Source organism: Devosia sp. CN2-171 (genome assembly GCF_049354815.1).
GTDB lineage: Bacteria > Pseudomonadota > Alphaproteobacteria > Rhizobiales > Devosiaceae > Devosia_A.
The window spans coordinates 154,557-168,167 of record NZ_CP186479.1 but is presented as its reverse complement, the minus strand read 5'-3'; the positions used below and the strand labels follow the sequence as shown (position 1 = coordinate 168,167).

Below are 13,611 nucleotides of genomic sequence, written 5' to 3'. Positions count from 1 at the left end.
AGCATGGCGGTCGATCTCACTGGCAAGGTCTGCCTCGTCACCGGAGCCAGCCGCGGTGTCGGGCGCGGCGTAGCCCTCGGCCTGCTGGAATCCGGCGCGATAGTGCACATCACCGGCCGCACCAGCCGTGACGGCGAGCATCCCGAAGGGCTGGACCGAGCCGGGTCGCTCGCATCGGTTCTGGACGAAGCCGCAAACTACCCTGGCCGCTGCGTGGCGCACCGGGTCGACCACGCCCGTGACGCTGAAACCGAGAGGGCGGTCCGCCAGGTAATCGCGGATGAAGGCCGGCTCGATATCCTCGTGAACTCGGCCTGGCCCGGCTACGAACGGATGGTCGAGGGTGAGCGCTACACCTGGGAAGATCCGATCTGGAAGCAGCCGATGTGGCGCTGGGACGCGATGATCGACGTCGGCGTCCGCTCCTCCTGGTGCGCCATCCGCATCGCCAGTGAACAGATGGCACAGCAGCGCTCCGGGCTCGTCGTCAACATCTCGTTCTGGGCAGCGCAGAAGTTCATGCAGAACGTCGTCTACGGCGTGTCGAAGGCGGCCATGGACAAGATCACGGCCGACGTAGCCCACCAGATGCGCGAGTTCGGCGTAGCGGCGGTGTCGCTCTATCCCGGCCTCGTCCGCACCGAGGAAGTGCTGAAGAACGCCCAGTATTTCGACATGTCGAACTCCGAGAGCCCCCAGTTCCAGGGCCGCGCTGTCGCCAACCTCGCGGCCGACCCCGCGCTCATGGCCAAATCCGGGCGCATCTTCACCAGCGCCGATCTTGCCCTCGAATATGGCTACGCCGATATCGACGGCTACCAGCCCCGCCCCAACACCATCGAGACGGTCTAGACTACCGTCAGTGGAAGGGGACCGATCGGTAACGTTGCCGCAATCGAAGCAATCGACTCCTAAGGGGCCGATCGCGTAACCATATCTGCAGCCGGCCTCTGGCGGCGGAGCGGCCAGTCTCCCGAGGTGCTGGGGTCACACAATTGCAGATCTTTCACCTCGGCTATCCCAAGAGCGGGTCGACCACGATCCAGGACCTGCTGCAGGCTGACCCGTCGCTGAATTTCCTCGGCAAGCCCTACAGCGATCCCGAGGCCGAGTATCACGTCCGCGAACATCTGACGTTCGGCGACCTACGCCAGCTGCCCGCCGCGACGCTCGCCGACATGCGCCGTCTGCTCACGGCGGGCCAACCGACCATCTCCGACGAGATTCTCTCGGGCGTTGGCTTCGCGCACGGCATCGCGGCCAATTCGCTACTGCAGATCGTAGACAATATCGACCTCCTCACTGGCGGCGATTTCGTTGCGCATGTCGTGCTGCGCCAGCCCGACGCATTCATCCGCTCGTACTTCAACCAGCTCGTCCGCATGGGCGCGCGCATGACCTTCGACCAGTTCTGCTCGCTCGTGCTCATGCGCCCCCATCACTGGGTGTTCCGCAGCCTCGACTACGGCTCCATCCTCCGCTCCCGCGCCCATCGCGACGGCAAGCTGAGGCCGGTTCTGTTCGAGACGCTGTTCAAGGATCAGAAGCTAGGCGACTTCATGCGCGATGCATTCGGCATCGCGAAACTGCCCGAAGTGCCGACCAGCCAGCAGTCGAACCAGTCCGAGACCGACAGCGTCGCCGACTATGCCGCGCCGCGACTGCCGCTCAACCCTACGAGCTGGATCGAACTGCAGGTGACCCAGCCTTCGCTGCAGGAGTATCTCTGGCTGGAACGGCTGCCGCCCGATGCGCGCGACCATCACCAGTCGGTCTGGAGCTTCCAGTATCGCGAAGCGACGGCCTTGAACGACGACCATCTCAGGACGCTCGGCGAGGCCCGGGCCCAGATGGGCCGGCGCACCGGCAAGCGCCCCGTGACGCCGATGTTCCGCCGCCTGCTCGACGCCATCGCCGCAACGAACCGCGGCGTCGTCGAGGAATTCCCCGAGCTTGCCTTCGCACGCCACAACTATTTCGGCTGAGCGCCGGCCACATCGAGCCGGCTGAAGCTGCCTGAAGTCTGCCGCAGCGAATCAGCTAGGTTCAGCGTAGTTCCGTGGAGGACCAGACGATGGAAGCGCTTGCCACTGCCGCAATGATGCAGAACGTCGATGTCTCGGCACAGGTCGTCCTGAGCCTCACCGGCGATTTCCAGCGCACGACGCACACCTACCAGTGCGAGGGGCTCGAGCCCTTGGCCGTCGATTTCATCAACGCCGAGCCCAACTTCCTCGCCATCATCCCGATCGGTGGCAAGCAACTGGTGTTCGTCAACATCATCTCCGGCTCGGGCGCCCGCTATGCCGCCGGCCAGTACGAGTTCTGGACCAAGGGCAGTGAGGCCACGCTGACCGACTTGCAGGCCGATCCGCAGACGCCGATCAGCTGCACCGAGGCGACGGAGACGCCCTGAGCCCATGGAACCCGGCGCGGCGCACGATGTGTTCGTCCATGTCCGCATCGTCATGGGCACGGTCATCGGCCTCGGGCTGACGCGCCTGCTGATGGGTGCGGCGGGGCTGATCCAGCACCCACAGCGCGATCGTCTTTCGCTAACCCACCTGCTCTGGGTCGTCTCGATCGCCCTCGAACTGATCCTGTTCTGGTGGTGGGAATACGATCTCGTCGATCTGCCGAGCTGGAACTTCGGCACCTTCGCCTTCCTGATCTTTTACGCCATCACGCTCTTCGCGCTCGCCGCCCTGCTGTTCCCCGACAAGCTCGACGATTACGACGGCTACGAGGATTTCTTCATCAAGCGCCGGCATTGGTTCTTCTCGATCTTCGGTCTGACGTTCCTGCTCGATCTGGCCGATACGATGATCAAGGGCGCGCCCTATTTCGACGCGATGGACGTGACCTACCTCGTGCAGATCCCCTTCGGCCTCGTGCTCTCCGGCATCGCCATCTGGACGCCGAACCGCCGCTTCCACCTGGGCTTCGTGATCTTCCACCTGCTCTACCAGGTCTGGTCGGTCGCGTTCTATTTCAACGTCCGCATGTGAATGCAGCGCGTCCTGTTTGTCTGCAGCCGCAACCGCCGGCGCTCGCCGACGGCAGAGCGTATGTTCGCCGACCACCCCGGCATAGAAACCGCCTCGGCTGGCCTCGCTCCGGACGCCGAGGAGCCGCTCACTTCCGACCACCTCGAAGGCGTCGACCTCACCTTCGTCATGGAACCGGCCCACCGCGCCAAACTCAACCGAGCGTTCGGCCGGTACCTGCGCGGTGCCCGGATCGTTTGCCTCGATATCCCGGACGACTACACCTACATGCAGCCCGAGCTCGTCGAGCTTTTGCGGTCGCGCGTGACGCCGCATTTGCGGTGACTCGGCTTCGCCGCTAAGCTGACCATCGAAGGTTGGGAAGCCTCGAAGACTTGGTAGTGTGTAATGCCGCAGACGTTTCGCGCGGTAGGCTATGTGTCGCCCGGCAAGGCCGGGATTGCCTATGATCTCGCCGTCCTCCTGCATGACGAGCGCCGCGTCCGCCGCCGCAGCATCACGCTGGTGCACGGCGACAGCGTGCTCGTCGACTTCCCGGAACCGGTGACGCTGGAGAACCAGAGCGCCCTGGAGCTCGAGGACGGCCGCTTCGTGGAGATCATTGCCGCCGAGGAGCAGCTCTACGAGGTGCGCGGCACCGACCAGATCCACCTCATGCGACTCTGCTGGCACCTCGGCAACCGGCATCTGAAGACCCAGATCGAGGCGGATCGCGTGCTGATCCTGCGCGACCATGTCATCCGCGACATGCTGCTCGGCCTCGGCGCCAGGGTGACGGCCATCTCGGAGCCCTTCCAGCCCGAGGACGGCGCCTATGCCCATAGCCACGGCGAGCCGGCGCACGCCCTCCTCAACCGATGACGACACCGGCCGCGCTGCAAAAGCTGGTCACCTGGCTCTCGCCCGCCTTCCCGGTCGGCGCCTTCGCCTGGTCGGCCGGACTTGAGACGGCGATTGCAGATCGTCGCGTAACCAGCGCCGAACGCTTGCAAAGCTGGATCGAGGGGGCGCTGGCGCATGGGGGGGTGCACACCGATGCGATAGTGCTGGCGGAGGCTTGGCGGGTGATTCGAGGCGATATCGCGCTTGGGGAGGCAACCCGCACCGCCCTCTCGGACCTCGCCGACCTCTCCCTCGCCCTCACCTCCAGCCGCGAGCGTTGGATGGAAACTACCACCATCGGCGACAACTACGTGCTCGCGGCAAAGCACTGGCCCTCCGACGTCCTGGCCCGCCTGCCCCAGCCCTGCCCCTACCCTGTCGCCGTCGGCGCCATCGCCGCGGCGCACGCTATTGACCTCGAGGACACGCTCCTCGCCTGGCTCACCGCCACCGTGCACGGTCAGGTCTCGGTCGCCGTCCGCCTCGTCCCGCTCGGCCAGTCCGATGGCCTGCGCGTCATGTCTGCCCTCGAACCCCGCGTCGCGGCCCTCGCGAGAACCGCGGCTACCGCGACCCTTGCCGATATCGGCACAATCGCCTACGCCGCCGACATCGCGCAGATGCGCCACGAGACGCTGGAACCGAGGATATTCCGCTCATGAGCATGTTCGTCGCCGCCCTGATCTTCGTCGTGCTGCTGACCGTCTCGATCGCGCATCTGATGTGGGCCGTCGGCAGCCCGTGGCCGATCCGCGATCCGGTCCTCCTGGCCAAGACGGTGATAGGTGTCCCCGGCGTCACGCGCGTGCCGCGCTTCGCCTCGCTGGTCATCTCCATCGCCGTGCTCGCCGCCGGTGTCGCCGCCCTTGCGCTCGCCGACCACACCGGCGGCGGCCTGCTGCTGAGCCTCGTCGGAATCGTGCTCGCCGCGGTGTTCCTCGGCCGCGGTGCCATCGGCTACACTGCCGGCTGGCGCGCCCGCTTCTCCGAGGAGCCCTTCGCGACGCTGGACCGCAAGAACTACTCCCCGCTCTGCATCGCGCTCGGCGTCGGCTTCCTCCTCCTCGTCATCATGAGGTTCATATGAAATCGCACAACGGTCCCCTCCGCGTCGGCATCGGCGGCCCCGTCGGTTCGGGCAAGACCACCCTCTGCGAAATGCTGCTCAAGGCGATGCGCGACCGCTACTCGATGGCGGTGGTCACCAACGACATCTACACCAAAGAAGACGCGCTCATCCTCAACCGGGTGCAGGCCATTTCCGAGGATCGCATCGTCGGCGTCGAGACCGGCGGCTGCCCCCACACCGCGATCCGCGAGGACGCCTCGCTGAACCTCGCGGCCATCGCCGACCTCAACCGCAAGTTCCCCGATCTCGACATCATCCTGATCGAGTCCGGCGGCGACAATCTCGCCGCGACCTTCTCGCCTGACCTCGCCGACATCACGCTCTACGTCATCTCGGTCGCGCAGGGCGAAAAAATCCCGCGCAAGGGCGGCCCGGCCATCACCCGCTCGGACCTCTTGATCATCACCCACACCGACATCGCGCCTCATGTGCACGCGAGCCTCGAGGTGATGGACGCTGATACACAGAAGGTCCGCGAAGGCCGGCCGTATGTCTTCACCGACCTGCTGCGGCGAGAGAATCTCGACGAGATCATCGAGTTCATCGAGCGGATGGGCGGGCTGACGACGGCGCAGGCGGCGGAGTAGCGCAGGAACCGTCAGGGACGGCCCCCTCCCGGCCTCCCCCATAAAGGGGGAGGTGAAGAGTCGAGACTCTCTCTTCGATTGTGCCAAACGCACCAGCAGGGCACCTCCCCCTTTATGGGGGAGGATGGGAGGGGGCCGTCTGCTTCAGTCACCACAGACAGCCCCCCACCTCACATCAGTACAAGAACACCTGCGGGCTGCCGCTCGGATCGGCCACCGCGATCACCCGGTTCACATCCAGGTTGTGCGATTTGAACCACGCCGAAAGCCCCGCGTCCGCTGCGATCGCGGCGCGGAACTTCGTCAGGTCCGCATTGTTTGCCGTCTCGGCGCTGGCGATCTTCCGCTGGTCGGCCGCGTCGTAGAGCGCCTTGGTGTCGAACACCTTGATCGCCGTCGCCTTGTCGAGGAAGCTGAGGTCGGCGCTCGACCACTTGCCGACCATGGCGGTAACGCTGGCGATGGGCAGCGCGTCGGCCTTCATCGCGTTGGTGACGATCGCCGTGTCATTGGTGGCCGCGAAGGCCGGGGCCCCCATTAGGGCAACGAGGACGAGGGCGGCGTAGGCTTTGAGGGAGGCATGCATTTGGTGATCTCCATACGGATCGGGTTGGGCCGCAGGGCTAATCTTGCAGTGTCGCGTAACCGGGAAATCCGGCCACGGGGCAGCGAGCGGTCATCGGCGTGACATCGCGTCGACGGGGCGGATCACGCTCCCTGACCGCGGCGGATGTTCGGAAGAAACGGGGAATGTTTCAGCCGGAAACCCGCCGGATTCCGGGCTTTTTCGAACGGGTCCAATCATGGACGAAGGGTAACTTTGGTAAGCCGCTAGGGAGAGGGCGCACCATGGGTCACACGGATGGATACCTGCTGCTGCGGCGCCCCCTGGCCGACCCGCCGCCGCCCGTCAACCTGCCGGACAGCGTTGTGCTCGCGCCGCTCGAGGCAAGCGACTCCGGCCGCGTCCACACCCTCATCCAGCAATGCTACGCCAATGGCGTCGGCACCGTGCAGGTCGAACTGCTCGACTGGTGGGAGAGCCTTCTCACCGACAGCGAGTTCGACCGCAACCTCACCTTCGTCGCCAAGCACGGCGACGACGTGATCGGCTTCTGCCTGTGCTGGACCTCGAGCTTCATCAAGGACCTCGTCGTCGACCCCCGCTGGCGCAACCGCGGCGTCGGCTCGGCCCTGCTCTCCACGGCAATCGAGGCTTTACGCAAGCGCGGCGCCGAGGAAGTGGCGCTGAAGGTCAACATCTACAACGGCACGGCCCAGCGGCTGTACCGGAGTTTCGGATTCGTGCAGGAGTAGTGCCGACTGAGAGAGACGGCCCCCTCCCGATCTCCCCCACAAAGGGGGAGGTGAAGAGTCGAGGCTGTGGCTTCGATCCTGCCAAGTGAACCGGCAGAGCACCTCCCCTTTATGGGGGAGGATGGGAGAGGGCCGTCTGCTTCGGTAGGGCACGCCCTACTCTCTCGGCGTTTCCTCATCCGGCTTCTCGACCGGCACTTCCTCCGGCATCTCGCCTGGCACCGTTTCCGGCTCCGGCGCCGGCTGTGGCGTCTCCGGCTGCGGGGGGACTTCGGCCGGCACTGGCGGTATCGCCGGCACTTCCTGCGGGATCTGCCCCTTGAGCAGCACGACCACCGAGCGCGGCGGCAGCGTTGCGGCGCGGTCGGCGACCGGAAGCACGGCCTTGTCGTCCGAGAGCAGCCCGACAGTCCAGTAGCCCTCCGGCAGCCTCGCTAGCACCGGATCGATGCGGCGGTTGAACCAGACGATCAATTCCTCCTCCGCTGCATGGAGCCACATGCCGAGCACCGAGGCGCTGGCATCGTTCCAGTCGCCCTCGCTCATTTCGCGGCCATCCGGGTGCAGCCAGACGACGTCGCGGACGCCGTGCCGCGGCTGGCCGCTGAGGAAATGGTCATGCGTCAGCGCCGGATGGAGTTTGCGGAACTCGCTCAGCGCCGAAACATAGTCGACCAGCGCGCCGTCGGCTTTTTCCCAGTCGACCCAGGTGATCTCGTTGTCCTGCGCATAGGCATTGTTGTTGCCTTGCTGGCTGCGCCCGAACTCGTCGCCCTGCTGGATCAGCGGTATCCCGCGGCTGAGGAACAGCGTCGCCAGCAGCGCCCGCACATCACGCTTGCGCGCCGCGTTGATACCGGGATCGTCCGTTGGACCCTCGGCGCCGCAGTTCCACGAATAGTTGTTGTTGTGCCCGTCGCGGTTGCCCTCGCCGTTCGCCTCGTTGTGCTTGTCGAGGTAGGAGACGAGGTCCATCAGCGTGAAGCCGTCGTGCACGGCGAGCATGTTGACGCCTGCGCTCGGCTTGCGCCCGGCAAAATCGAAGATCTCGGCCGAACCGGCGACTTTGCCTGCCAGTGCCCCGATCTTCGCCTGGTCGCCACGCCAGAACGAGCGGACATCATCGCGATAGGTATCGTTCCACTCGCGGAATTCCTTGCCGAACTGGCCGAGCTGGTAGCCGCCCGGACCCGGATCCCATGGTTCGGCCACGAGGATGCACTTGCCGAGCACCGGATCGGATTTGATCAGCTGCAGCATCTGCGCATTGGGGTTGAACCCCGGCTCACGGCCGAGGATGGGGGCGAGGTCGAAGCGGAAACCGGAGACGCCCATTTCCTCGACCCAGTAGCGCAGGCTCTCGATCACCAGCCGCTGCGTCGCCGGATGGTCGCAGCGCAGGGTGTTGCCGGTGCCGGCATCGTTCACCAGCACCTTCTTCCCGCCGGCGTCCACGAACCGGTAGTAGGTCATGGCGTCGAGCCCCATCAGGCTCAGCATCGGCCCGTTGGCATCACCCTCGCCGGTGTGGTTGTAGACCACGTCGAGGATCACCGAGAGGCCTGCCTTGCGGTAGACATCGGTCATGTTGCGCAGTTCCTGCGGCCCGCGCGGCGCCAGCCGGGGATCCGGCGCGAAATAGGTCACCGGGTTGTAGCCCCAGGCATTGGTGAGCCCGAGGGACGGCAGGTGGCCATCGTCGATGAAGGCCGCGATGGGCATAAGTTCGACCGTATCGACGCCCAGATAGCGCAGGTGATCGACCACGCGCTTGGTGGTGAGGCCGGCCAGGGTGCCGCGCAACGGCCCCTGCACCGAGGGATGCCGCATGGTGTAGCCGCGAACGTTGAGCTCGTAGAACAGTCCCGGCGTCCTGCGGCGCGGCGTGGCGTTCTTGTTGTCGGCCGCGAGCACGATCGCCTTGGGGATCAGCGGCGCCGTGTCCACCGCCTCGTCGCGATTGAGGCGCAGCCGCGGCGAGCGCACGAACGGCCGATCCAGCCGGCGCGCATAGGGATCGACGAGAAGCTTGGCCGGATCGAAGAAATAGCCCTGGTCCGGGTCGTAGCGGCCATCGGCCCTGAGGCCGTAGCGGGTCCCTGCCCCGACGTTTCCAACCAGCCCGTGATAGATATGGTCGTCGTAGCCATCCAGCTTGACGCGCGCAACCTCCTTGTCGAGCTCGTCGTAGATCGACACCCAGATGGCCGTCGCCGTCTCGGAATACACGGCGAAGTTGACACCCTCGGCTGTGATGGTCGCGCCAAGCTTGTCCGGGCTTCCGGCGCCCGGGATCAGTTCAGGTTTCACTACGACCAGGCCTTCAAGTGATAACGCTCGGGGCGTCTCGGCCCGTCCGGGCCTTGATACCTGCAATGCTGTCGGCAATGGAAATGAGGGGAGCGAGGGCGGATTGGGTGTCGAGATCGTGCTGTCCATGCGGCGGCTCGTACCTTTCGAGGTAAATCCGCAACGTGGCACCGACCGTGCCGGTTCCACTCAGCCGGAACACGATCCGACTACCATCGGTAAAGCCGATCCGCACACCCTGCTTGGCGCTGGTCGAGCCGTCCACCGGGTCGTGATAGGTGAAGTCGTCGGCATAGGCGACCGGGCGTCCTCCCAGTGACTGTCCGGGGAGCGACGCAAGCTTGGCGCGCAGGTCGTCCATCAGCCCGTTGGCGGCGCCGGCATCGACCTCTTCATAGTCATGCCGAGTATAGTAGTTGCGCCCGTAGGTCGCCCAGTGATCGTTGACGATCATGTCGACGCTCTGGTTCCGCGAGGCGATTACGTTGAGCCACAGGAGCACAGCCCAGAGCCCGTCCTTCTCGCGCACATGGTTCGAGCCGGTACCGGCCGATTCCTCGCCGCAGATGGTGACGCGCCCGGCGTCGAGGAGGTTGCCGAAGAACTTCCAGCCCGTCGGCGTCTCGTGCATTTCGATGCCGAGCTTCTCGGCCACCCGGTCCGCCGCGGCGCTCGTCGGCATCGAGCGCGCGATCCCGGCGATACCGGCCGCATAGCCCGGGGCGTGCGGCGCGTTGGCCGCGAGGATCGCCAGCGAATCCGACGGAGTCACGAACCGCCCGCGCCCGATGATCAGGTTGCGGTCGCCATCGCCATCCGACGCCGCGCCGAAGTCCGGTGCGTTGTCGCTCATCATCAGGTCGTAGAGCGGCTTGGCGTAGACGAGGTTGGGGTCCGGGTGCCCACCACCGAAATCCGGCGAGGGCGTGCCGTTGACGACGGTGCCGGCCGGCGCACCCAGCATCCCCTCGAGGATGCGGTGGGCGTAGGGCCCGGTGATCGCGTGCATGGCGTCGAACTGCATCGTGAAACCACCCGCGAACATGGCGCGGATCTTGTCGAAGTCGAACAGCGTCTCCATCAGGTCGGCATAGTCGGCCACCGGATCGATCACCTCGACCAGCATCCCCGCCGAATGCTGGGTCCCGATCTTCGAGAGGTCCACGTCCGGGGCATCCACAGTGAGGTAGCGGTCGATCACCTTGGATCGCGCGAACACCGCCTCGGTGATCTTCTCCGGCGCCGGCCCGCCATTCGAGACGTTGTACTTGATGCCGAAATCGCCATCCGGCCCGCCCGGATTGTGGCTGGCCGAAAGCACCAGCCCGCCGAACGCCTTGTGGTGGCGGATCACGTGGCTGGCGGCCGGCGTCGACAGGAGCCCGCCCTGCCCGACCAGCACCGAGCCAAAACCATTGCCCGCGGCGATCTTGATGATCTTCTGGATCGCGACATCGTTGAAGTAGCGGCCGTCGCCGCCGATCACCAGCGTTTTGCCCTTGATCCCCTCGAGGCTGTCGAAGATCGACTGCACGAAGTTCTCGACATAGTTCGGCACCATGAACGCCTGGGTGCGCTTGCGCAGCCCGGACGTCCCCGGTTTCTGATCCGCGAACGGCGTCGTCTCAATCGTCAGAATCGTCATCGCGTATGTGCCCCAGAACTTTGCCGTAGAGATCGGCATATTTTTCGGCGCTGAGTTCCCACGAAACGTCGGACTTCATCCCGCGCCGCTGCATTTTGTGCCAAACCTTGGGCCGCGCATAGAGCACGATCGTCCGGCGGATCGCTTCACCCAGCGCCTCCTCGGTGGCCGGCGAAAACACCACGCCCGTGGCAACGCCCGCCTCGATCGCCGCCTCGTTGGCATCGATCACCGTATCGGCGAGCCCGCCGACTCGGCTCACCACCGGCACGCAGCCATAGCGCAGGCCGTATAGCTGTGTCAGCCCGCACGGCTCGAACCGCGACGGGATCAAGATCGCATCCGCTCCACCCTGGATCAGGTGGCTCAGGCCCTCGTCATAACCGATATGCACGCCGATCTTGCCGGGATGCCGAAGCGCCGCGCCGGCGAAGCCGTTCTCAATGGCTGCGTCGCCCGAACCAAGCACGATCAACCGTCCGCCATGCTCGACGAGCCCGTCGATCAGCCCCGGCAGCATGTCGAGACCCTTCTGCCAGGTCAGCCGGCTCACCACCGAAAAGATCGGCCCCGGCCCCGGCTCGAGCCCGAAGCGCTGCTCGAGTTCCGCCTTGTTGGTCGCGCGGTTGAAGATCGTGCTGGCACCGAACTGCTGCGGCAGCACCGGATCGGTCGCCGGATTCCACTCGTTGGCGTCGATGCCGTTGAGGATGCCGCTGACCGTATCGGACCGCCCCTGCAGCAGGCCCTCAAGCCCCATCCCGTAGGCCGCCGTGCGGATTTCGTGCGCGTAGGTCGGGCTGACGGTCGTCACCTCGTCGGCCAGGTACAGTCCGGCCTTGAGGAAGCCGATATTGCCGAAATACTCGATCGAGCCGGTGCGCGATGCCTCGTAGTCGAGCTTCAGCGCGTTGAACACATCCCAGCCGAACACGCCCTGGAATGCGATGTTGTGGACCGTGACGATGGTCTTGGCCGTGCTGCCCGGATTGAACCGTACATAGGCCGGCACCAGCCCCGCCTGCCAGTCGTGGCAGTGGAGGATGTCCGGCAGGTAGCCGTCGATGATCCCCAGTGAAATCTCGTAGGCAGCAAAGCTGAGCGCCGCGAAGCGCTGCGCGTTGTCCGGCCAGTCCTTCCCGTCCGCCCCGACATAGGGGTTCCCCGGCCGGTCGTAGAGGTGGGGCGCGTTGATCGCGATGACGTCGAGCCCCCCGGCCCGGCCCGCGACCAGCCGCGCCTCGCCGCCGAAGAAATCCTCGAACCAGTAGACCTCGCGTCCGCCCTCCAGCGCTGCCAGCACTTTCGGGTAGCCCGGCAGCAGTACCCGCATGCTCACGCCATGCGGCGCCAATGCCGCCGGCAACGCGCCAACGACATCGGCCAGTCCGCCCGTCTTGATCAGCGGATAGGCTTCCGAGGCTACCGAAAGGACTTCGATCACGGCTAGCGGCTCGCCAGGTACTTGTCGATCATCGGCTGGGTCACGAGCGTCACGCCCTCGGCCGTGCGCCTGAACCACTGCGCATCGAACTCGGCATCCTCGCCGACGACCAGCCCCTCGGGGATATCGACACCACGGTCGATCACCACCTTCCGAAGCCGCGCCCCGCGCCCGATCGTGCAGTAAGGCAGCACCACCGCCTCGTGCAGTTCGGAGTATGAATGCACCCGGCTGCCGGTCGAGAGCAGCGTCCGCGTCAGCTGGCCGCCCGAGATGATGCAATCGCCCGAGACAAGGGAGTTCACCGCGGACCCGCGGCGCCCGTCGAAATCGTGCACGAACTTGGCCGGCGGGGTGATCTCGGCGAAAGTCCAGATCGGCCAGTCGCGATCGTAGAGATCGAGCTGCGGCGTCACGTCGGTGAGGTCGATATTCGCCTTCCAGTAGGCATCGACCGTACCGACATCGCGCCAGTACGCCACTTCCTCGTTCGGCGAACGCACGCATGAGCGCGGGAAGCGGTGGGCCCAGGCCGAGCCATTCTTGACGATGTAGGGGATGATGTCCTTGCCGAAATCGCGGCTCGACCCTTCGGTCGCCGCGTCGCGGCGCAGCTGCTCCATCAGGAAGCGCGTCTCGAACACGTAGATACCCATCGAGGCAAGCGCCATGTCCGGATTGTCCGGAATGCCCGGCGGATCCTTGGGCTTCTCGACGAAATCGACGATCCGGTCACGGCCATCGACATGCATCACGCCGAAACCGGTGGCTTCCATGCGCGGCACTTCGAGGCAGCCGATGGTCACGTCGGCGCCCGTATCGACGTGCTGCCGCAGCATGATCTCGTAGTCCATCTTGTAGATGTGGTCGCCCGCCAGCAGCACGATGTAACGCGGGCCGTAATCCTCGATGATGTCCATGTTCTGGTACACGGCATCGGCAGTGCCTTCGTACCACTGCGTCTCGGACACGCGCTGTGATGCCGGCAGGACATCGAAACTCTCGTTTCGCTCGGTGCGGAGGAAGTTCCAGCCGCGCTGCAGGTGCCGGATGAGCGAGTGCGCCTGATACTGCGTCGCCACCGAGATACGGCGGATACCCGAGTTCAGCGCGTTGCTGAGCGCGAAATCGATAATGCGGGATTTACCGCCGAAATAGACCGCCGGCTTCGCGCGCCGGTCGGTCAGTTCGAACAACCGGGTCCCTCGCCCGCCTGCCAATACATAGGCCATCGCCTCGCGCGCCAGCGGCGATGGTGTCCGATAGTCAGCCATGCTTTCCTCCCCACA

At 65.4% G+C, this 13,611-nt stretch carries 15 protein-coding genes; 10 read left to right on the top strand and 5 right to left on the bottom strand.

Annotation, left to right across the window (positions count from 1 at the left end):
• Positions 1-3: 3 nt before the first annotated feature.
• The 9 genes from ACOYW5_RS00855 (at position 4) to ureG (ending at position 5,606) form a co-directional block, all read left to right on the top strand.
• Positions 4-852, top strand: coding sequence for an SDR family NAD(P)-dependent oxidoreductase (locus ACOYW5_RS00855; RefSeq protein WP_423067380.1), 849 nt, complete (start codon positions 4-6; stop codon positions 850-852).
• A gap of 143 nt (positions 853-995) precedes the next feature.
• A complete protein-coding gene (locus tag ACOYW5_RS00850; protein WP_423067379.1) occupies positions 996-1,985 on the top strand; it encodes a hypothetical protein in 990 nt (329 codons plus the stop codon).
• Between the two features lie 89 nt (positions 1,986-2,074).
• Positions 2,075-2,416 carry an MliC family protein gene (locus ACOYW5_RS00845; protein ID WP_423067378.1) on the top strand — a complete coding sequence of 114 codons (342 nt, stop codon included), beginning with the start codon at positions 2,075-2,077 and terminating at the stop codon, positions 2,414-2,416.
• A gap of 4 nt (positions 2,417-2,420) precedes the next feature.
• Positions 2,421-3,008 (top strand): hypothetical protein, encoded by a 588-nt coding sequence (locus ACOYW5_RS00840; RefSeq protein WP_423067377.1) that lies wholly within the window; start codon positions 2,421-2,423, stop codon positions 3,006-3,008.
• A complete protein-coding gene (locus tag ACOYW5_RS00835; protein WP_423067376.1) occupies positions 3,009-3,332 on the top strand; it encodes a low molecular weight protein tyrosine phosphatase family protein in 324 nt (107 codons plus the stop codon).
• A 63-nt stretch (positions 3,333-3,395) separates the two neighbouring features.
• A complete protein-coding gene (locus ACOYW5_RS00830) occupies positions 3,396-3,869 on the top strand; it encodes an urease accessory protein UreE (RefSeq protein WP_423067375.1) in 474 nt (157 codons plus the stop codon).
• Positions 3,866-4,552: an urease accessory protein UreF gene (locus ACOYW5_RS00825; RefSeq protein WP_423067374.1), complete on the top strand. Its 687-nt coding sequence runs from the start codon at positions 3,866-3,868 to the stop codon at positions 4,550-4,552. Before ACOYW5_RS00830 ends, ACOYW5_RS00825 begins: the two co-directional genes overlap by 4 nt.
• Entirely contained in the window at positions 4,549-4,977 is a 429-nt protein-coding gene (locus tag ACOYW5_RS00820; protein WP_423067373.1) for a DUF3995 domain-containing protein, read from the top strand. The genes ACOYW5_RS00825 and ACOYW5_RS00820 overlap by 4 nt, the downstream gene beginning before the upstream one ends.
• On the top strand, positions 4,974-5,606 hold the full coding sequence (gene ureG / locus ACOYW5_RS00815) for an urease accessory protein UreG (protein ID WP_423067372.1): 633 nt from the start codon (positions 4,974-4,976) through the stop codon (positions 5,604-5,606). The genes ACOYW5_RS00820 and ureG overlap by 4 nt, the downstream gene beginning before the upstream one ends.
• 175 nt (positions 5,607-5,781) lie before the next feature.
• Here ureG and ACOYW5_RS00810 read toward each other — a convergent pair whose 3' ends face one another.
• Positions 5,782-6,192, bottom strand: coding sequence for a hypothetical protein (locus ACOYW5_RS00810; RefSeq protein WP_423067371.1), 411 nt, complete (start codon positions 6,190-6,192; stop codon positions 5,782-5,784).
• Positions 6,193-6,455: 263 nt separating this feature from the next.
• Here ACOYW5_RS00810 and ACOYW5_RS00805 point away from each other — a divergent pair, with 263 nt between their 5' ends.
• Complete coding sequence (locus ACOYW5_RS00805; RefSeq protein ID WP_423067370.1) at positions 6,456-6,923, top strand: GNAT family N-acetyltransferase; 468 nt, start codon at positions 6,456-6,458, stop codon at positions 6,921-6,923.
• Between the two features lie 156 nt (positions 6,924-7,079).
• On the opposite strand, the gene glgX is transcribed toward ACOYW5_RS00805, so the two are convergent.
• The 4 genes from glgX to glgC are packed head-to-tail and all read right to left on the bottom strand — an operon-like array spanning position 7,080 to position 13,596.
• On the bottom strand, positions 7,080-9,233 hold the full coding sequence (gene glgX / locus ACOYW5_RS00800) for a glycogen debranching protein GlgX (protein ID WP_423067369.1): 2,154 nt from the start codon (positions 9,231-9,233) through the stop codon (positions 7,080-7,082).
• Between the two features lie 13 nt (positions 9,234-9,246).
• Positions 9,247-10,878: an alpha-D-glucose phosphate-specific phosphoglucomutase gene (locus ACOYW5_RS00795; RefSeq protein WP_423067368.1), complete on the bottom strand. Its 1,632-nt coding sequence runs from the start codon at positions 10,876-10,878 to the stop codon at positions 9,247-9,249.
• Positions 10,859-12,319: a glycogen synthase GlgA gene (gene glgA / locus ACOYW5_RS00790; protein WP_423069540.1), complete on the bottom strand. Its 1,461-nt coding sequence runs from the start codon at positions 12,317-12,319 to the stop codon at positions 10,859-10,861. Before glgA ends, ACOYW5_RS00795 begins: the two co-directional genes overlap by 20 nt.
• A 5-nt stretch (positions 12,320-12,324) precedes the next feature.
• Positions 12,325-13,596, bottom strand: coding sequence for a glucose-1-phosphate adenylyltransferase (gene glgC / locus ACOYW5_RS00785; RefSeq protein ID WP_423067367.1), 1,272 nt, complete (start codon positions 13,594-13,596; stop codon positions 12,325-12,327).
• Positions 13,597-13,611: the final 15 nt, after the last annotated feature.

Bases quoted from the DNA above. Each gene is read 5' to 3' on its own strand.
- ACOYW5_RS00855 (WP_423067380.1), top strand. From the start codon at position 4: ATGGCGGTCGATCTCACTGGCAAGGTCTGCCTCGTCACCGGAGCCAGC.
- ACOYW5_RS00810 (WP_423067371.1), bottom strand. From the start codon at position 6,192: ATGCATGCCTCCCTCAAAGCCTACGCCGCCCTCGTCCTCGTTGCCCTA.
- glgC (WP_423067367.1), bottom strand. From the start codon at position 13,596: ATGGCTGACTATCGGACACCATCGCCGCTGGCGCGCGAGGCGATGGCC.
- ACOYW5_RS00805 (WP_423067370.1), top strand. From the start codon at position 6,456: ATGGGTCACACGGATGGATACCTGCTGCTGCGGCGCCCCCTGGCCGAC.
- ACOYW5_RS00835 (WP_423067376.1), top strand. From the start codon at position 3,009: ATGCAGCGCGTCCTGTTTGTCTGCAGCCGCAACCGCCGGCGCTCGCCG.
- ACOYW5_RS00830 (WP_423067375.1), top strand. From the start codon at position 3,396: ATGCCGCAGACGTTTCGCGCGGTAGGCTATGTGTCGCCCGGCAAGGCC.
- ACOYW5_RS00845 (WP_423067378.1), top strand. From the start codon at position 2,075: ATGGAAGCGCTTGCCACTGCCGCAATGATGCAGAACGTCGATGTCTCG.
- ACOYW5_RS00795 (WP_423067368.1), bottom strand. From the start codon at position 10,878: ATGACGATTCTGACGATTGAGACGACGCCGTTCGCGGATCAGAAACCG.
- ACOYW5_RS00820 (WP_423067373.1), top strand. From the start codon at position 4,549: ATGAGCATGTTCGTCGCCGCCCTGATCTTCGTCGTGCTGCTGACCGTC.
- ureG (WP_423067372.1), top strand. From the start codon at position 4,974: ATGAAATCGCACAACGGTCCCCTCCGCGTCGGCATCGGCGGCCCCGTC.
- ACOYW5_RS00825 (WP_423067374.1), top strand. From the start codon at position 3,866: ATGACGACACCGGCCGCGCTGCAAAAGCTGGTCACCTGGCTCTCGCCC.
- ACOYW5_RS00840 (WP_423067377.1), top strand. From the start codon at position 2,421: ATGGAACCCGGCGCGGCGCACGATGTGTTCGTCCATGTCCGCATCGTC.